The sequence below is a fragment of the Paraburkholderia sp. GAS41 genome (assembly GCF_050436545.1).
GTDB lineage: Bacteria > Pseudomonadota > Gammaproteobacteria > Burkholderiales > Burkholderiaceae > Paraburkholderia.
This window is the reverse complement of record NZ_JBNDMK010000013.1, coordinates 60,005-74,974: the sequence shown is the minus strand read 5'-3', so window position 1 is coordinate 74,974 and position 14,970 is coordinate 60,005. Positions and strand designations below refer to the sequence as shown.

General features: G+C 64.0%; 9 protein-coding genes. 4 read left to right on the top strand and 5 right to left on the bottom strand.

Annotation, left to right across the window (positions count from 1 at the left end; translation table 11 throughout):
• Positions 1-175: 175 nt before the first annotated feature.
• The 3 genes from P3T43_RS18925 to P3T43_RS18915 form a co-directional block, all read right to left on the bottom strand.
• Positions 176-331, bottom strand: a complete 156-nt coding sequence (locus tag P3T43_RS18925; protein ID WP_429282566.1) for a DUF3309 family protein — start codon at positions 329-331, stop codon at positions 176-178.
• A 154-nt stretch (positions 332-485) separates the two neighbouring features.
• Positions 486-1,982 (bottom strand): SH3 domain-containing protein, encoded by a 1,497-nt coding sequence (locus tag P3T43_RS18920; RefSeq protein ID WP_429282565.1) that lies wholly within the window; start codon positions 1,980-1,982, stop codon positions 486-488.
• A 252-nt stretch (positions 1,983-2,234) separates the two neighbouring features.
• Complete coding sequence (locus P3T43_RS18915; RefSeq protein ID WP_429282564.1) at positions 2,235-3,953, bottom strand: methyl-accepting chemotaxis protein; 1,719 nt, start codon at positions 3,951-3,953, stop codon at positions 2,235-2,237.
• A 437-nt stretch (positions 3,954-4,390) separates the two neighbouring features.
• On the opposite strand from P3T43_RS18915, the gene phaP reads away from it, so the two are divergent.
• The 3 genes from phaP (at position 4,391) to P3T43_RS18900 (ending at position 7,180) form a co-directional block, all read left to right on the top strand.
• On the top strand, positions 4,391-4,813 hold the full coding sequence (gene phaP / locus P3T43_RS18910; RefSeq protein WP_429282563.1) for a TIGR01841 family phasin: 423 nt from the start codon (positions 4,391-4,393) through the stop codon (positions 4,811-4,813).
• Between the two features lie 638 nt (positions 4,814-5,451).
• A complete protein-coding gene (locus P3T43_RS18905; protein ID WP_429282668.1) occupies positions 5,452-5,901 on the top strand; it encodes a DUF2844 domain-containing protein in 450 nt (149 codons plus the stop codon).
• A 10-nt stretch (positions 5,902-5,911) separates the two neighbouring features.
• Positions 5,912-7,180 carry a DUF3443 domain-containing protein gene (locus tag P3T43_RS18900; RefSeq protein WP_429282562.1) on the top strand — a complete coding sequence of 423 codons (1,269 nt, stop codon included), beginning with the start codon at positions 5,912-5,914 and terminating at the stop codon, positions 7,178-7,180.
• A 98-nt stretch (positions 7,181-7,278) separates the two neighbouring features.
• Here the strand turns inward: P3T43_RS18900 and P3T43_RS18895 are convergent, their stop codons facing one another.
• Positions 7,279-9,672: a tetratricopeptide repeat protein gene (locus tag P3T43_RS18895; RefSeq protein WP_429282561.1), complete on the bottom strand. Its 2,394-nt coding sequence runs from the start codon at positions 9,670-9,672 to the stop codon at positions 7,279-7,281.
• 136 nt (positions 9,673-9,808) lie between these two features.
• Entirely contained in the window at positions 9,809-11,068 is a 1,260-nt protein-coding gene (locus P3T43_RS18890) for a zinc-binding metallopeptidase family protein (protein WP_429282560.1), read from the bottom strand.
• Positions 11,069-11,408: 340 nt separating this feature from the next.
• Here P3T43_RS18890 and P3T43_RS18885 point away from each other — a divergent pair, with 340 nt between their 5' ends.
• The gene (locus P3T43_RS18885; protein WP_429282559.1) at positions 11,409-14,948 is read left to right on the top strand and encodes a DUF2126 domain-containing protein; all 3,540 of its coding nucleotides are present in this window, start codon (positions 11,409-11,411) and stop codon (positions 14,946-14,948) included.
• Positions 14,949-14,970 lie beyond the last annotated feature (22 nt).

The following is a 14,970-nucleotide window of genomic DNA, read 5'->3' as shown; positions in this document are numbered from 1 at the left end:
GGCCGGGCGGGCGAATGTAATCGCGATCGTGTTTGCGGCGAGTGCCGGCTGAAGGCCGGGTGTTCACGGGACGGAAGAGCGGGCTGTAAAGACGTTAGGCGGACCGCCAGTTTTACAAAACATACAGTCAAACTGGCGGACCCGCGTGCCGCGAATGTGAACTCGCGGGCTCAGGCTATATCTGCCCCATGACGACCAGCACGACCACCACAATGACGACAATGCCGATCGTGCCCGTTGGCGCGTAGCCCCAGGAGCGGCTATGCGGCCAGGCTGGAAAGGCGCCGACAAGTAGCAGGATAAGGACGATCAGAAGAATGGTTCCCAACATAACGCCTCCGTTTACGTGTGATTGATAGTCACAGGAGCTGAGCTCCTCGCTTGGGGACGTATGTCGCAAGCCGCGTGCCCGCAGTGCCGCGGACGTGGCTCAGGCCCGTCCTGCGGCATGTTGCAAGCGTTTCGCGCGTTTTGCGGGAAGGCGTTCAGCCGGCGGGATTGTCGTCGTCGGGTTGAACCGGCGAGCCTTCAGACGGCGAGCCGATGATGCTGATCTGGAAAATGGGCGTTCCCGCGAGTGATTGCAGGCTCGCGTCTTCGGGGATATGCGCGAGCAGCGGGAAAATCACCGAGCCGCCGATTACCGCGCGCCGGCTGTTGTCCGCCGGACGCAACCCCCACACGTCCTGATAGACCAGCGGCACCACTTGATGGTCGCGCGTGGTGTTGCCCAGATACAGCATCACGTGGCCGCCGATGTAGATGAGCGTGCGCATCGGCACACCGTGTTGCGTGAGGTAATCGAGGCGTTCTTGCGGCGTGGAGGCGGACAGATCGGTCATGCGTCCGGCGCTCATCTGGGTTGACGAATGACGCGGTAACCATATGCCGAAGGCCGCGAAGATGCTTTGCGTTTCAGACGAACAGTCGTTGTAGAAACCGGTATTGCCCCAACCGTATGGGCGTCCGATCAGCGCCTTGAGCAACATGGCGAGATGGCGCGGCGTAGCGGCGAGCGGTGCATTGGCGATCTGGGCGTCGCTCATTTGCGCGATGCGGGCCACCGCGTTGCCGTTTTCATCGCGAGCGGGGACCAACACGACGCGTTGCGCCGCGCTATCGCCAGGCGCGACCGGCAACAAGGTGCCGGCGGGCGCATCGAACCGGAATGCGCCCTGGGTGTCGCGCACGGGCGCTGAGGCGACGATGACCGCGGCAAATCCGTTGCGCGCCGCGCTGCGCCAGATGTCGACGAATGCGGTGCTCACGTGAGCAACCTTGTCGCTGCGCACCCAGCCCTGGACGTCGGGCGTTTGCACGTAATACCAGCCGCCGTCGAGGCTGCTGCCCAGCACATAGAGCGGCGTGCCGGGACGTGCGGCGGAAACCTGCAGGTTGTCGAACGGGTAGCCTTCGCCGGCGAGGCGCCGGTCGTAGAACGACGGGTCCATGGTCGGCAGTTCGCGGACCAGTACGTTGCTGGTTGCAATCGCGCGTTGCGCGGCGGAATAGTTAGGCATCCGCTCGAACTGGGCGACGTCCATGTTCTGCGCAATCGCGTCGATCCACACTTGCGTATGGGGCCGGAAATTCTGGCCGAAGCCGATTTCGTCGGTGGCTTTGCCGGTGTTGTCGAACCAGGCGAGACGGCGGCGCTGCAACGCGGCGATATCGGCGCCGCCGTTGCGGTACACCTTCGTCTCGACATAGGCGCGGTTCCATGGCGAAGCATCGTCCCCAGCGGTGCCGAAGTAACGTGCGCGCAGTGCTTCCAGATGGGTGTGCTGATCCGCGGCGCTCAGGAACGGCTGGTCGTAACCTGGACCGGCGGGATCGATCCAGTGATCGACGTTCTGGTCGTAGGCGTCCATCGGGAACACGCTGACGGGATCGATTCGCGCCTGCTGGCCGAGGCTGGCAGGTGACGCAGGGGGCGCAGACGACGACGGCGGCGTGGTGCATGCGGCAAGCGCGATGCACATTACAGCGGCGCTCAGGCCAGGGAACACGCTGATGCGGGCACGCCACGAAAGCGGCTGGCCAGTTCGGACCAAAACGGGGAGAGTTGCAGTACGGAGTGACGCGGCAAACGGCATGGTGCTCGACGGTGGGTGGCCAAGGTGCAGATGATACGACGGCCCGCGCGTCGCCGGACAAACTGCGCGTTACCTGGCGAGCGCCGGACCTGTTCCAGCAGGCGCAGCCGCGCCCCCGCGGTTGCGCCTGCCGACGCGTTAGAACGTTTCCCAGCTCTCCGGGCCGGCCTCGGCCAACGCAGCCGAAGGTTTTGCAGCGGCCGGGTTTGCCGTGGCGGCTAACGTCGTGCGTTTCAACGCAGGGCGCAACAGCGGGGCGCGTGCCTTGCCCGCTCCGGCAACCGCACGCGGCGCGGTTGCGGTGGACTTGCTCTCGGTGACCTTGAACACGGACACGGCGCGCTTTTGCTGCGCGGCCTGCTGTTCGAGCGATTGCGCCGCAGCAGAAGCCTCTTCGACGAGCGCCGCGTTTTGCTGCGTCACTTCGTCCATCTGGCCGACTGCCTGATTCACCTGCTCGATGCCGCGGCTTTGCTCATCCGAGGCGGCGGAGATTTCCGCGTTGATGTCGGCCACGCGCTTGATCGCCTGCTGCACTTCCGCCATCGTGCGGCCCACTTCTTCGGCTTGCGACGAGCCGTCATGAATCGTCGCGACCGAACTCTGGATCAGATCCTTGATTTCCTTCGCGGCGCTGGACGAGCGCTGCGCGAGGCTGCGCACTTCGCCGGCGACCACCGCAAAGCCACGACCTTGCTCGCCGGCGCGCGCCGCTTCGACGGCGGCGTTCAGCGCGAGGATGTTGGTCTGGAACGCGATGCCTTCGATCAACGTGGTGATGTCGGCAATCTTCGCCGAGCTGGCGGTGATATCGCCCATCGTGACCAGCATGCGTTCCACCACCGCATTCCCCTTGTCGGCCACGTCCGATGCATTGCCGGCCAACGTGGTGGCCTGACGCGCATTTTCGGAATTCTGTTTGACGGTGGCGGTGAGCTGTTCCATGCTGGCCGCCGTTTCTTCCAGCGAGGCGGCCTGTTCTTCGGTCCGCGAGGACAAGTCCATATTGCCGGCGGCAATTTCACTCGAGGCGACCATGATCGACTCGCTCGACGTCTTGATGCCGCGGACGATACCGGCAAGCTGCGTATCCATCTGTTTTAACGCACCGAGCAGGTCGCCGAATTCGTCTTTCGAATGAATGGCGAGTTCGTTTTCGAGCTCGCCCTCGGCGATGCGCCGAGCAACCTCTACCGCGGAGCCGAGCGGGTTCATGATCGCCTTCAGGAGATACGCCGACGCACCGATGGCGACGACGAGTCCCAGCACGATCGCGCCAAGCGCGACCCACAGCAGCAGGTGAAACGTGTCGACGCCCTGGTCGGCAAGCTGCTTGACCTGGGTCGCGTTGATGGCGATGTCCTGATCGATGGTGTCGGACAGTTTGGTGCCCACGCTGCGCATGTTCTCGGCGACTGTATCGGTATTCGCAGATGCGCCGCTGTCGACGGCCGCGAGTGCGGCGTCGGTCAGCGATTTGAAGTCGGTGAATTGCGCGGCGATCTGATCGGCGATTTTGCGCTCGTCGTCTGCGGAGACTTTAGCTGGGTAGTAGTCGCTCCACGCGGCGTTGAGTTTTGTCTGCAAGTCGCGAATCTGTTCGGCGGCCTGTTTGGCTTCGCTCGGATCGTGGATCGCCTGCAGACGGCTCAGCGAAAGGCGAATCTTCAGTGCGTATGCCTGAGTGGCCGCAAGATCCTCAATGGGCACCGTGCTATCGGAATACATCGAACTCATGTCCGAACTCATGGTTGCGAGCCCACGAACGCCCAGCAATCCAATTGCGATCATCAGGACGATGCACGCGCCGAGCGCGAGAATGATCTTGAACTTGATTGTGTTCGTCAGCTTGTTCATGCGGATACCTGTACTCGATGGGGAAATGCGATCTCTGCGGAAGGCGGGCACGCGGGGAAGGTGCCTCCGTCCACAACATCACGTTGCGCAGAGGCGTAGCTATGTAAACGACAGGTGCGATGAGTTCTTGAGGTACGTACCGCATATTTGCATCAAGTTCATGCCAATCGCGGCTGGTTAATTTCATTCTGATTACGGTGACTCTGTCCCTTAACTGGCGCAACGCGTGCGGAAGGCGCATGATTGAGCGGTGTGCTGACCTGGCCCGCAGGAGTCTGGCATGCAATCGCGATCCGGCAAGACGTGGATCACGTGCAATGCGGACGCAATGACGGGCCACGGCATACACGCAAGGCCACACGAAGCACCTTCATCGAGTCACGGCTCATCAGGGTGCGACGGTTGGCATGGACCCATCTGCCCCAGGAGGAATTAGCATGGAACGACCTGACGCTGCCAATCCATTTGGCGATTTCACCAAAATGCTGGAGCAGTTCAAGCTACCCGGCTTCGACGTGCCCGCCATCATGGAAGCGCGACGCAAGGACGTCGAAGCGCTGGTAACGGCTAATCAGGCTGCGCTGCAGGGTATGCAGTCGCTCGCGCAGAAGCAGGCTGAAATGCTGCGTTCGACATTGGGCGAACTGCAGTCGCTGGCCGGGCAATTTTCCGCCGGGGGGGGAGCACCCTCCACGCAAACCGCCGAACTGGTTCAGCAAACCTTGCATAAAGCGTTGGCCGATATGCAGCAACTGGCGCAAGCGGCATATCAGTCGCAAGCGGAGTCGTATGCGGTGATCGCCAAACGCGTCGAAGAGAACGTGCAAGAACTGAAAACGCTACTGCAACCGAAGAAGTAAGAGACTCTGCGGTATGCCGCGCGGCCGGTTTGGAATGAGGTGCCGCGGGTGAGAGTCGAACCCGATGCCGGTGCTGACAGGAAACGATCTGTCAGCACCGGCATTTTTGTTTGCGGGCAGGATACACGCGTGTAAAGCAGGCTCTCGTTTCACAAACGGGGCCGGAAATTCCGCGAAAAATACACGCTTTTCCTCATACCAAAAGAAAAATTCGCAGAACGAAAAGTATGAGGAAAACGTGGCGCTACTGTTTTTTGGCATTCATTTAATAGGGTGCGAAAATTTTTCCGCATTAGCAAATTTTTTTACCGCAGCGCGCAGTTTTTGTCAGATGGTTCGCTTAAAACATCGAAAACGGTGCAAATCGACCTGTATGCGCCGCCAGTAAGGGCGTTGATTTGCATAATCAAACGGTGCAAAACGCCGCATCGTTTTATACGGCCTCCCAAACGATTGCGAAGGTCCCATTCCTTCGCTAAAGTTTCGCTCCGCCGCTCCGTAGACGCATTCACGCAGCCTCTCCTGGCGTGATTGACGCACCGGCATCTGCCGGTCGAGGAGTGCGCCCCTAATCCGTCGTTCGCGTCTTGCCACAGGCACCGCGAGCGTTTCACCGCGAAGGAATTCACTTGAAAACGATGCTTCATACAGGCATTGCTTGCGCAATGCTAGGGGCGACCTGCGTCCTTTCCTTGCCCGCCCAGGCCGCGCTCGGCCAGAACGTCAGCACCGTCGGCAACGATCAGGTGCTCATGCACGCCACTGCACATAGCGCGAGTTCGCAAGCTGCGTACACCGTTCACCTGCTGACGCTGCCTTCGGGCACTGAGGTGCGCGAGTACGTCGCACCGGGCGGCACCGTATTCGGCGTGGCGTGGGCGGGGCCCACGTTGCCGGATCTAAAGACCACACTTGGCGCCGCCTTCGACCCCTACGTTGCGGCTACGGCGACACGCCGTGCCACGCCGCTGGCCGTATCGAACGGCGATCTGGTGGTGTTCTCAGGTGGGCATCTGCGCGCATTCGCGGGCCACGCGTATTTACCGCAGGCGGTGCCGGCGGGCGTCGATGTCAACGTTATTCAATAACGGAGCGATCATGCGCGATTCAGACACGTTCCTTAAGCTGGCGCTAGTCGCCTTTCTGACGTTGCTGCTCGCCGCGTGCGGCGGCGGTGGCGGAGGCGGCGGCGCTGCGAGCAGCAGTGCGTCGAACGCGTCGACGCCCTCGCAGTCGGTGACGAATACGTCGTCGAGCACTCAGGTGTTGGCTGCCGATGCGGTGGCCGTGACGGTCGACTCAGGCGTAAGCGGTGTGCCGAACATGCCGTTCGTCAGCGTCACGGTGTGCACGCCGGGTACCACGCAGTGTCAAACCATCGATCACGTGCTGGTCGATACCGGCTCCTGGGGACTGCGGGTGTTTGCCGCACAACTGCCGTCGGCGGCGGCGCTGCCGCAGCAGCAGGACACGTCCGGTAATCTGCTCGCGGAATGCATGCAGTTCTTCGATGGTTATACATGGGGTTCGGTGCGGCTTGCAGACGTGCATATCGGCAATGAAGAGGCCGCCTCGCTGCCGATCCAGGTGATCGATCCGAACTATAGTGCCGTACCTTCAAGTTGCAGCAGCGTGGGTGCGTCGCGCAGTACACCCACCGCGCTGGGGGCTAACGGCATTCTCGGCATTGGCGTGTTCAAGCACGATTGCGGTGCGAACTGCGTGCAGCGCGCGCTGCCGGCGACCTACTACGGCTGTGTGGGGACGAGTTGCACGTCGCTCGCCGTCGCGGAAAATCTGCAGGTTGCCAATCCGATTCCCTATTTCGCCAACGACAACAACGGTTCCATCCTGATGTTGCCCGCGGTGGGTTCGAACAGCGAGGTCGCGCTGACAGGACAACTGGTGTTCGGTATCGGCACGCAGAGCAATAACGGTCTGGGCGGCGCGCAGGTGATCGGCGTCAGCGCGTCGAACGGCACATTTTCGACGGTGCAGAACGGCACGACCTACTCGCAAAGCATCATGGACAGCGGCTCGACCGGCCTGTTCTTCGAATCGGGTGCGCTGCCCACCTGCGCGAGTCCGAACAGCGCGTACTACTGCCCGCCCTCGACCGAGCAGTTGAGCGCGCTGATTGAAGGCGTCAATGGTGTCAACAGTTCGGTGTCCTTCAATGTGGGCAACGCCGCCGCGCTGTCGCAAAGCTCGGCCGGCGATTCGGTGTTGCCGCTGCTGGCCGGTCCTGCGTTCGTGACGTCGAATATCTTCGACTGGGGCCTGCCGTTCTTCTACGGTCGCAACGTATTCGCGGCGATCGAGCAGCAAGCGACGCCGGGCGGCACCGGACCTTATATCGCGTATTGATCAGGCGCCCGCGTACGAGCGGGCGCTTGTTATCGCTTCGTTATGCGGAGTATTTGCAGCGGGACTGTGCGACCAGCAATTCCACGACGCGAATCGCCTCACCCCGCGCACCACTCTCGCCACATATGCCTGTAGGCCGCTTCGACGTGCCTCGCAAAACGCGCGCCGTCCATGAGCGGAGATTGCTCCATACGCGGTCGCAGGCTTTGTCGCAAATCCGCGAGACGCGTGCGATCCGCCGCCAGTTCGACGGCAATGCGCACGAACGCCTCGTCCGAGTACGCCGCCAGTTCCGGCAACCCCAGATTGACGAGTTGGCTCAGGCCGCCGCGTCCCACCGCGGTTTCGCCGACCCGCGTCACCACGGGCACACCCATCCATAGCGAATCGAGACTGGTGGTGTGGCCGTTATACGGAAACGTATCGAGGCCGAGATCGATCTGATGATAGGTGCGCAGATAATCGACGCGCGGCTGGAACGGGACGAAGCCGACCCGCTGCATGTCGATACCTTGGTGCTCCATCCGCCGCGCGAGATTGTGGTGAGCGTTGCCGGCGGGCGCCATCAGCAGCAGACGTGCGTGCACGACCTGGCGCAGCACAGCGCTCCACATGGCGAGCGTGCGATCGGTCAGCTTGCAGGGATTGTTCAGGCATCCGAACGTCAGGGTGTCGACCGTTAGCGCGGGTAGTGCATTCACCGCGGGTTCGTCGGTCAACGGGTCGTAGCACCAGAACGAGTCGGGCAGGCGCAACGATCGTTCGGAGTATTGACGATCGCTGGCGCCGGACGCGTGCGCGCCCGGTGCATCGAGCGAACCAGGCGGATCGAGATTCGGGTCAGTCAGGCGATAGTCGATGGCTTCGATTCCGGTGGTGCCGGGATAGGCGAGCCATGCCACCTGCACCGGTGCCGGCTTGCGGGCGAACAGCAGCGGTCTGCCATCGGCCATGTGCATGGCGAGATCGACGAGGATATCGATACCGTCCTCGCGGATCTGCTGGGCAAGGCGTTCGTCGTCGAGTTCGCGAACGTCGCGCCACACGTCGGCGTAACCGGCAAGCCGGCGTGTCAGAGCGTCGGGCCGCTCCACGCTCGCATAGCAAAAGATTTCGAATTGCGCGTGATCGTGATGCGAAAAGAACGGCACCGTAAACAGCGACTGACAGTGATCGCGGAAGTCCGCCGCCACGTAACCGATCCGCAAGCGCCGATGAAGCGTGCGGTCATTCGTATGCGGCCGATGTGCAGCGCGCAGCGGCGTTTCGTGTCGTGCCGACCAGCGCCGGCATTCCTCGAGCACCGCTTCGCCCTGTTCCGCCTGGAAGGTCAGCGCGTACGCGAGGTTGCTGTGCGCGACCACGTTGTGCGGATCCGACTCGATGGCGCGTCGATAGTGGACGATACCTTCGTCGAGCGCGCCGCAGTCTTTCAGCACGTTGCCGAGATTGTTGTGCGAGGCCGAGTGCTCGGGATCGACTGCGAGCGCCGCTTTGAACAACGCCTCCGCGTCCGCGGTGCGGCGCAGGGTGCGCATCAGGTTGCCCGCGTTGTTGTAGGCGGCCACAAACCCCGGACGTACCCGGATCGCGGCATCGAACGATTCCGAGGCCGCCTTGTAATCGCCGAGTTCCTTGCTGACGTTGCCGAGGTTGTTGTGCGCGTCGGCGTGTTGCGGGTCGAGCGTGATCGCGTGGCGGTACTGTGCCTGCGCTTCGCGGCGCAGGCCGAGCGCCTGCAGCGTATTGCCGAGGTTGTACGCCGCCTCCGGAAAGTGCGGGTCGAGTTCGAGCGTGCGCCTGAGCAGGGCCGCCGCCTCGTCGAACTCGCGACGCGCGTAGCGCGCCACTCCGAGGTTGAGCAGGCACGTGGGGGAGTCCGGCGCGCTGCGCAGCGCCTGGCCGAGCAGATCGATGGCGGTATCGATCTGGCCGTTATCCAGCAGGAGTGTGCCGAGGTTCGTCAGGGCGCCGGCGTGATCGGGCTGCACGGCAAGCGCCCGGCGATATGCATCTTGCGCGAGTTCCGGCGCGCCGAGTTGTCGCTGGCAGTTGCCCAGGTTGTTCAAGGCATCGACCTGCGCCGGATCGAGCCTCGCGGCCGCTTCGTACGCGGGGGCCGCACCTCGCGCATCACCGCTCGACTGCAAGGCGCTGGCGAGCGCGAACCACAGGTCCGCGGAGGGAGCGTCAGCGGCGAGCAGGCCGCGGTAGGTGTCGATGGCATCAGCGAAGCGCCCTGCTGCCGACAGCACCTGGCCGCGCGCGAAGCGGTAGCGGGATTCGCGGGGCGCCAGCGCGACCGCGCGGTCGAGCCAGCCGAGCGCGTCGCTGTAGGCGGCATGTTGCAGCGCCAGCACGCCAAGGCGGAACAGGACGTCGGCATTGGCCGGTTCGTCGGCGAGGACGGTTTCGTAGAGCGTTCGGGCGCCGGCGAGGTCGCCTGCGAGATGGCGCTCGTTGGCCAACGCCAGGCGGTGGTCGGTCCGCATCGAGGTCCTGCCTTGATCCGAAAGGGGAGTGAGGTGTGCGGAGTCAGCCGGGCGGACAAGCCGGCGCAGCGGCTGTCCGCGCGAACGAGCAGGATAGCGGTCGCTTTACTTGCCGTGTTGAGCCGCCGTAAAAAAATTACGACGGCGTCCCGGTTTCGGAGCCGGATGGCGAAGGTGGCGGTGGGGTGGTCGGGGGCGGCTCCGCCGAAGGCAGCGGCGCGGGCACCGGCAGGGACTCCGGCACCGCCGCAGGCTCCGACACCGCCGCAGGCTCCGACACCGCCGAAGGCTCCGGCACTGACCCCGCCGCAGACCCCACCTCCGACTTCAACCCACCACCAGGCACCGGCCCTGCAATCACCCGGTGCACCAGCCGCAGCTTCTCGACGACGGGTGGCGCGAGCGTGAACGGATAACCGTCAGGCATCCCCAGACTGCGGTTCAGGCTGTTGAGCGCGTACGTCAGCGGAAACCAGCGCTTCATCAGGTTATCGAAGCTGGCATCTTCCACCGGCGTCTGGTCGGTCAGCGTCGGCTCCGTCGGGTCGCTGGGCATCAGAGCCACGCCGTAGGCCGTGGCGGTGTCCAGCACGTCGACGATCAGCAGATAGTGCGCCCACGTCTCCGCCCAGTCCTCCCACGGATGCATCGTCGCGTAGGCGCTGATATACGATTGCGGCCAGTCGGCCGGCGCGCCGTCGCGATAGTAGGCGTCGAGCGCCGCGCCGTAGTCGACGCTCTCGTCGCCGAACAGCGCGCGAAACGGCTGCAGCCAGGACGTGCCGGCGACCAGACGGTCGAAATAGTAATGTCCTGTCTCATGCCGGAAATGCCCGAGCAGCGTGCGATAGGGCTCATGCATGGCGGTGCGGGTACTTTCCCGGTAGGCGTCATCGGCCTCCGCGATGTTCAGGGTGATCAGGCCGTTGTCGTGGCCCGTCATGACCTGTCCACCGGGACCGGTGTCCTCGAGAAACTCGAACTCGAGGCCGTCTTGTGGATTGTCATGGCGCGACTCGACCCTCACGCCCAGCGTCGCCAGCGTATAGAGCAGACGCCGCTTGGCGACTTCGAGGCGATACCAGTAGAGCCGGTTATCCGGCGGCGCGAGATTCGGAATGACGCGCGTCAACTGGCAGGCGTGGCATAACGCATCGGGCTGATCGGCTGGGATCATCCAGTTGCAGACGTGTTCAAGCGCGTAGTTGCTGCATGGCCGGTAGAGGGCGCCGGCGGCCTGTGGATGCAGGCTGCGCCAAAGGCCGGTTTCGGCTTCCTCGAAGGCGCACAGTTCGCCCAGTTCGGGCACGAAGCCGAGCATCGCATCGCAGCGCTCGCACAGGACGTTCTCGTAGAACACGAGTTGCTCGCAGCGGTTGCAGTGAAAAGTTCGCATGGTTGACCTGATTAGAAGGGCTGACGGGCGCAAACCGCCGCGCAATCTTCATGCCGCATTTGCCAGACGTCACTCCTTTAACGCACGATACGTGCATGATGGGGCATCGGGACTGCGCCGCTTTGGTGCGTGCGGCCGGGAAAGCCTTCTGTGAGGCTGGCTGGCGGGCGGGTCCGAGGCGGCGTCGACAGGTCTTTGCAGGCTTGGGGAGGCTGCAAGGTCGCGCCTATGCAGACGGGGTTTGTTTTTCGGCCGCAAGGCCACACTCGGCAAGTTTTTCTACCAACGGCATGAAGCTTGCTTTTTTGGCGGGCTGCCATCCTTCGCCCAGGAGTCCGGTGTGTCTATACGTGTCGCGTTGAACCATGTCACACATTATCGTTACGACCGCCTTGTCGGGCTTTCGCCGCAGGTCGTGCGGCTGCGGCCCGCGCCCCATTGCCGTACCCCGATCGTGTCGTATTCGATGCGCGTCGAACCGGCCGAGCATTTCATCAACTGGCAGCAGGATGCTTTCGCCAACTACCAGGCGCGGCTGGTGTTTCCCGAGAAGACCCGCGAGTTCAAGATCACGGTCGACCTCGTGGCCGAAATGGCCGTCTATAACCCGTTCGACTTCTTCCTCGAGCCGTCCGCCGAGAAATTCCCGTTCGAGTACGCGCCCGGTCTTGCCGCCGAGCTCGCGCCGTATCGGGTCAAGCGCGAGCCGACCCCGCGCTTCAAGGCGTTCGTGGAGAGTATCGACCGCTCGCCCAAGGTCACCGCGGATTTTCTGGTCGAGCTGAATCAGCGGCTGCAACGCGAGATCCGTTATCTGATCCGGATGGAACCCGGCGTGCAGACGCCCGAGGAGACGCTCACCACGGCGGCTGGCTCGTGTCGCGATTCCGGCTGGCTGCTGGTCGAGACCCTGCGGCAGCTGGGACTGGCCGCACGCTTCGTGTCGGGCTATCTGCTGCAACTGGCGCCGGACACCAAATCGCTCGACGGCCCGAGCGGCACCGAAGTCGACTTCACCGACCTGCACGCCTGGTGCGAGGTCTACCTGCCGGGCGCCGGCTGGATCGGCCTCGATCCGACTTCGGGCCTGCTGGCGGGCGAGGGGCACATTCCCGTGGCCTGCACGCCGGAACCGGGCAGCGCCGCGCCGATCTCGGGCGCGGTGGACGAGTCCGAGGTCGAGTTCGAACATACGATGTCGATCGAGCGCGTGCTGGAGACGCCGCGCGTCACCAAGCCCTATACCGAGGAAGTCTGGTCCGACGTGCTGAAAATGGGCGCGCACGTGGACCGCGAACTGGAAGCGATGGACGTGCGCCTGACGATGGGCGGCGAGCCGACCTTCGTCGCGGTGCGCGACCGCGACGCCGCCGAGTGGAACACCGACGCCCTCGGGCCGACCAAGCGCAGCTACGCGGTCGGCCTGATGGACAAGCTGCGTTCGCGCTACGGCGCGAACGGCTTCCTGCATATCGGCCAGGGCAAGTGGTATCCGGGCGAGCAACTGCCGCGCTGGGCACTGTCGCTCTACTGGCGGGCCGATGGCGAGCCATGCTGGCACGATCCCTCACGGTTTGCCGACGAGCGCGAGCCGGGCAGCCATACCGCGGACGACGCCCGGCGCTTCCTGACGCATCTGACCGGCAAGCTCGCGCTCGACACGCAGTTCATCAAGGCCGGCTACGAGGACACCTGGTATTACCTGTGGCGCGAGCGGCGCCTGCCGGTCAATGTCGATCCGTTCGAATCGCGGCTCGACGACGAGATGGAGCGCGTGCGTTTGCGGCGCGTCTACGATAGCGGCCTCGCTTCGGTAACGGGCTATGTCCTGCCGCTTTCGCGCGAACGTGACTTGCCGCTGCAAGGGCCGCGCTGGGTCACCGGACCGTGGTATTTCCGCGGCGACCGCATGTATCTGATTCCGGGCGATTCGCCGATGGGCTACCGCCTGCCGCTGGACGCGCTGCCGTGGGTGTCGGAGACGGACTATCCGTACCAGCACGCGCACGATCCGTTCGCGCCGCCCGCGCCTTTGCGCACGGCGGCGCAGTTGCGCATGCAGTATGAAGGTGGCGACGTGGCGGGAGAGGGGCGCGCTGCTGGGGATGGCGCTGGGGCGGATGGCGATGCCCATGGCGCAACCGGTGCAGCAGGCAACACAGGCGGCCCGCGCAGCGCGGACGAGGCCGCGGGCACCGCCGCTCTCCGCACAGGCGGTGGTGGCGCAGCGGCAGCCGCAGCAGGCGACGCGGCATCCACCCTACGCGTGCCTGAACGCGGCGAGTCCGCCAGCTGGATCACCCGCACCGCGCTCTGCGTCGAAGCCCGTGACCCCGCCCGCGCGGCCGGTCCGAAGGTCGAGACCGAATCCTTCGGCAGCGGCCGGAAGATGCTGCATGTCTTCATGCCGCCGCTCACCGAACTCGACGATTATCTGGACCTGCTCGCCGCAGTCGAAGCGACTTCGGCCGAGCTGGGCATGAAGGTCGTCATCGAAGGCTATCCGCCGCCGCGCGATGCGCGTCTGAAGATGCTGCAGGTGACGCCGGACCCGGGCGTGATCGAAGTGAACATCCATCCGGCTTCGAGCTGGGAGCAACTGGTCGACCACACCGAGTACCTGTATCAGTCGGCGCACGAGACGTATCTGAGCACCGAGAAGTTCATGACCGACGGCCGTCATACCGGCACCGGCGGCGGCAACCACTTCGTGCTCGGCGGCGCCACGCCTGCCGACAGTCCGTTCCTGCGCCGCCCGGATCTGCTCGCGAGCCTGGTGGCTTACTGGCTCAATCATCCGTCGCTGTCGTATCTGTTCTCGGGGCTGTTCATCGGGCCGACCAGCCAGGCGCCGCGCGTCGACGAGGCACGCAACGATCAGATCTACGAACTGGAAATCGCCTTCCGCGAACTGCAGCGCCAGATCGATCTGCTCGGCGGCCGCGAAGGCGGTCAATTGCCGGCATGGATGATCGACCGGTCGCTACGCAACATCCTGATCGACGTCACCGGCAACACGCACCGCGCCGAGTTCTGCATCGACAAGCTGTATTCGCCCGACGGCCCGACCGGCCGGCTCGGCCTGCTGGAGCTGCGCGGCTTCGAAATGCCGCCGCATGCACGCATGAGTCTCGCGCAGCAGTTGCTGTTACGCGCGCTGGTGGCGCGTTTCTGGAAGACGCCGTACACCACGCGCCTGACGCGCTGGGGCACGGAACTGCATGACCGTTTTCTGCTCGGCACCTTCGTGGAGATGGATTTCGACGATGTGCTCGCGGATCTGGCCGAGGCGGGCTATGCATTCGACCGCGCGTGGTTCGCGCCGCATTTCGAGTTCCGTTTCCCGCTGGTGGGTGAAACGACGACCAGCGGCGTGACGCTGAGCCTGCGCAGCGCGCTCGAACCGTGGCACGTGATGGGCGAGGAGGGGGCGCCCGGCGGGACGGTGCGCTACGTGGATTCGTCGGTCGAGCGGCTGGAAGTGCGCGCGCTGGGTCTCAACGAAAACCGCCATGTGGTGACCGTCAACGGGGTGGCGTTGCCGCTGCAGCCCACGGGCCGCGTCAGCGAGTATGTGGCCGGTGTGCGTTATCGCGCGTGGTCGCAACCTTCGGCCTTGCATCCGACGATTGGCGTCGACGCTCCGCTCGTTTTTGACCTTGTTGACACCTGGACCGGCCGTTCTATCGGCGGATGCCAGTATCATGTGGCTCATCCGGGTGGGCGCAACTACCAGACCTTCCCGGTCAACGCGTACGAGGCCGAGAGCCGGCGGCGCGCGCGCTTCTTTACGATGGGTCATACGCCTGGACCGCTCGTGGCAGAAGCGCCGCAACGGAGTCTGGAATTCCCGTTCACGTTGGACTTACGCTACTGGTGACCTAAAACAATTAACCCGACAC

Bases quoted from the DNA above. Each gene is read 5' to 3' on its own strand.
- P3T43_RS18920 (WP_429282565.1), bottom strand. From the start codon at position 1,982: ATGTGCATCGCGCTTGCCGCATGCACCACGCCGCCGTCGTCGTCTGCG.
- P3T43_RS18895 (WP_429282561.1), bottom strand. From the start codon at position 9,672: ATGCGGACCGACCACCGCCTGGCGTTGGCCAACGAGCGCCATCTCGCA.
- P3T43_RS18915 (WP_429282564.1), bottom strand. From the start codon at position 3,953: ATGAACAAGCTGACGAACACAATCAAGTTCAAGATCATTCTCGCGCTC.
- P3T43_RS18925 (WP_429282566.1), bottom strand. From the start codon at position 331: ATGTTGGGAACCATTCTTCTGATCGTCCTTATCCTGCTACTTGTCGGC.
- P3T43_RS18890 (WP_429282560.1), bottom strand. From the start codon at position 11,068: ATGCGAACTTTTCACTGCAACCGCTGCGAGCAACTCGTGTTCTACGAG.
- phaP (WP_429282563.1), top strand. From the start codon at position 4,391: ATGGAACGACCTGACGCTGCCAATCCATTTGGCGATTTCACCAAAATG.
- P3T43_RS18905 (WP_429282668.1), top strand. From the start codon at position 5,452: ATGCTTCATACAGGCATTGCTTGCGCAATGCTAGGGGCGACCTGCGTC.
- P3T43_RS18900 (WP_429282562.1), top strand. From the start codon at position 5,912: ATGCGCGATTCAGACACGTTCCTTAAGCTGGCGCTAGTCGCCTTTCTG.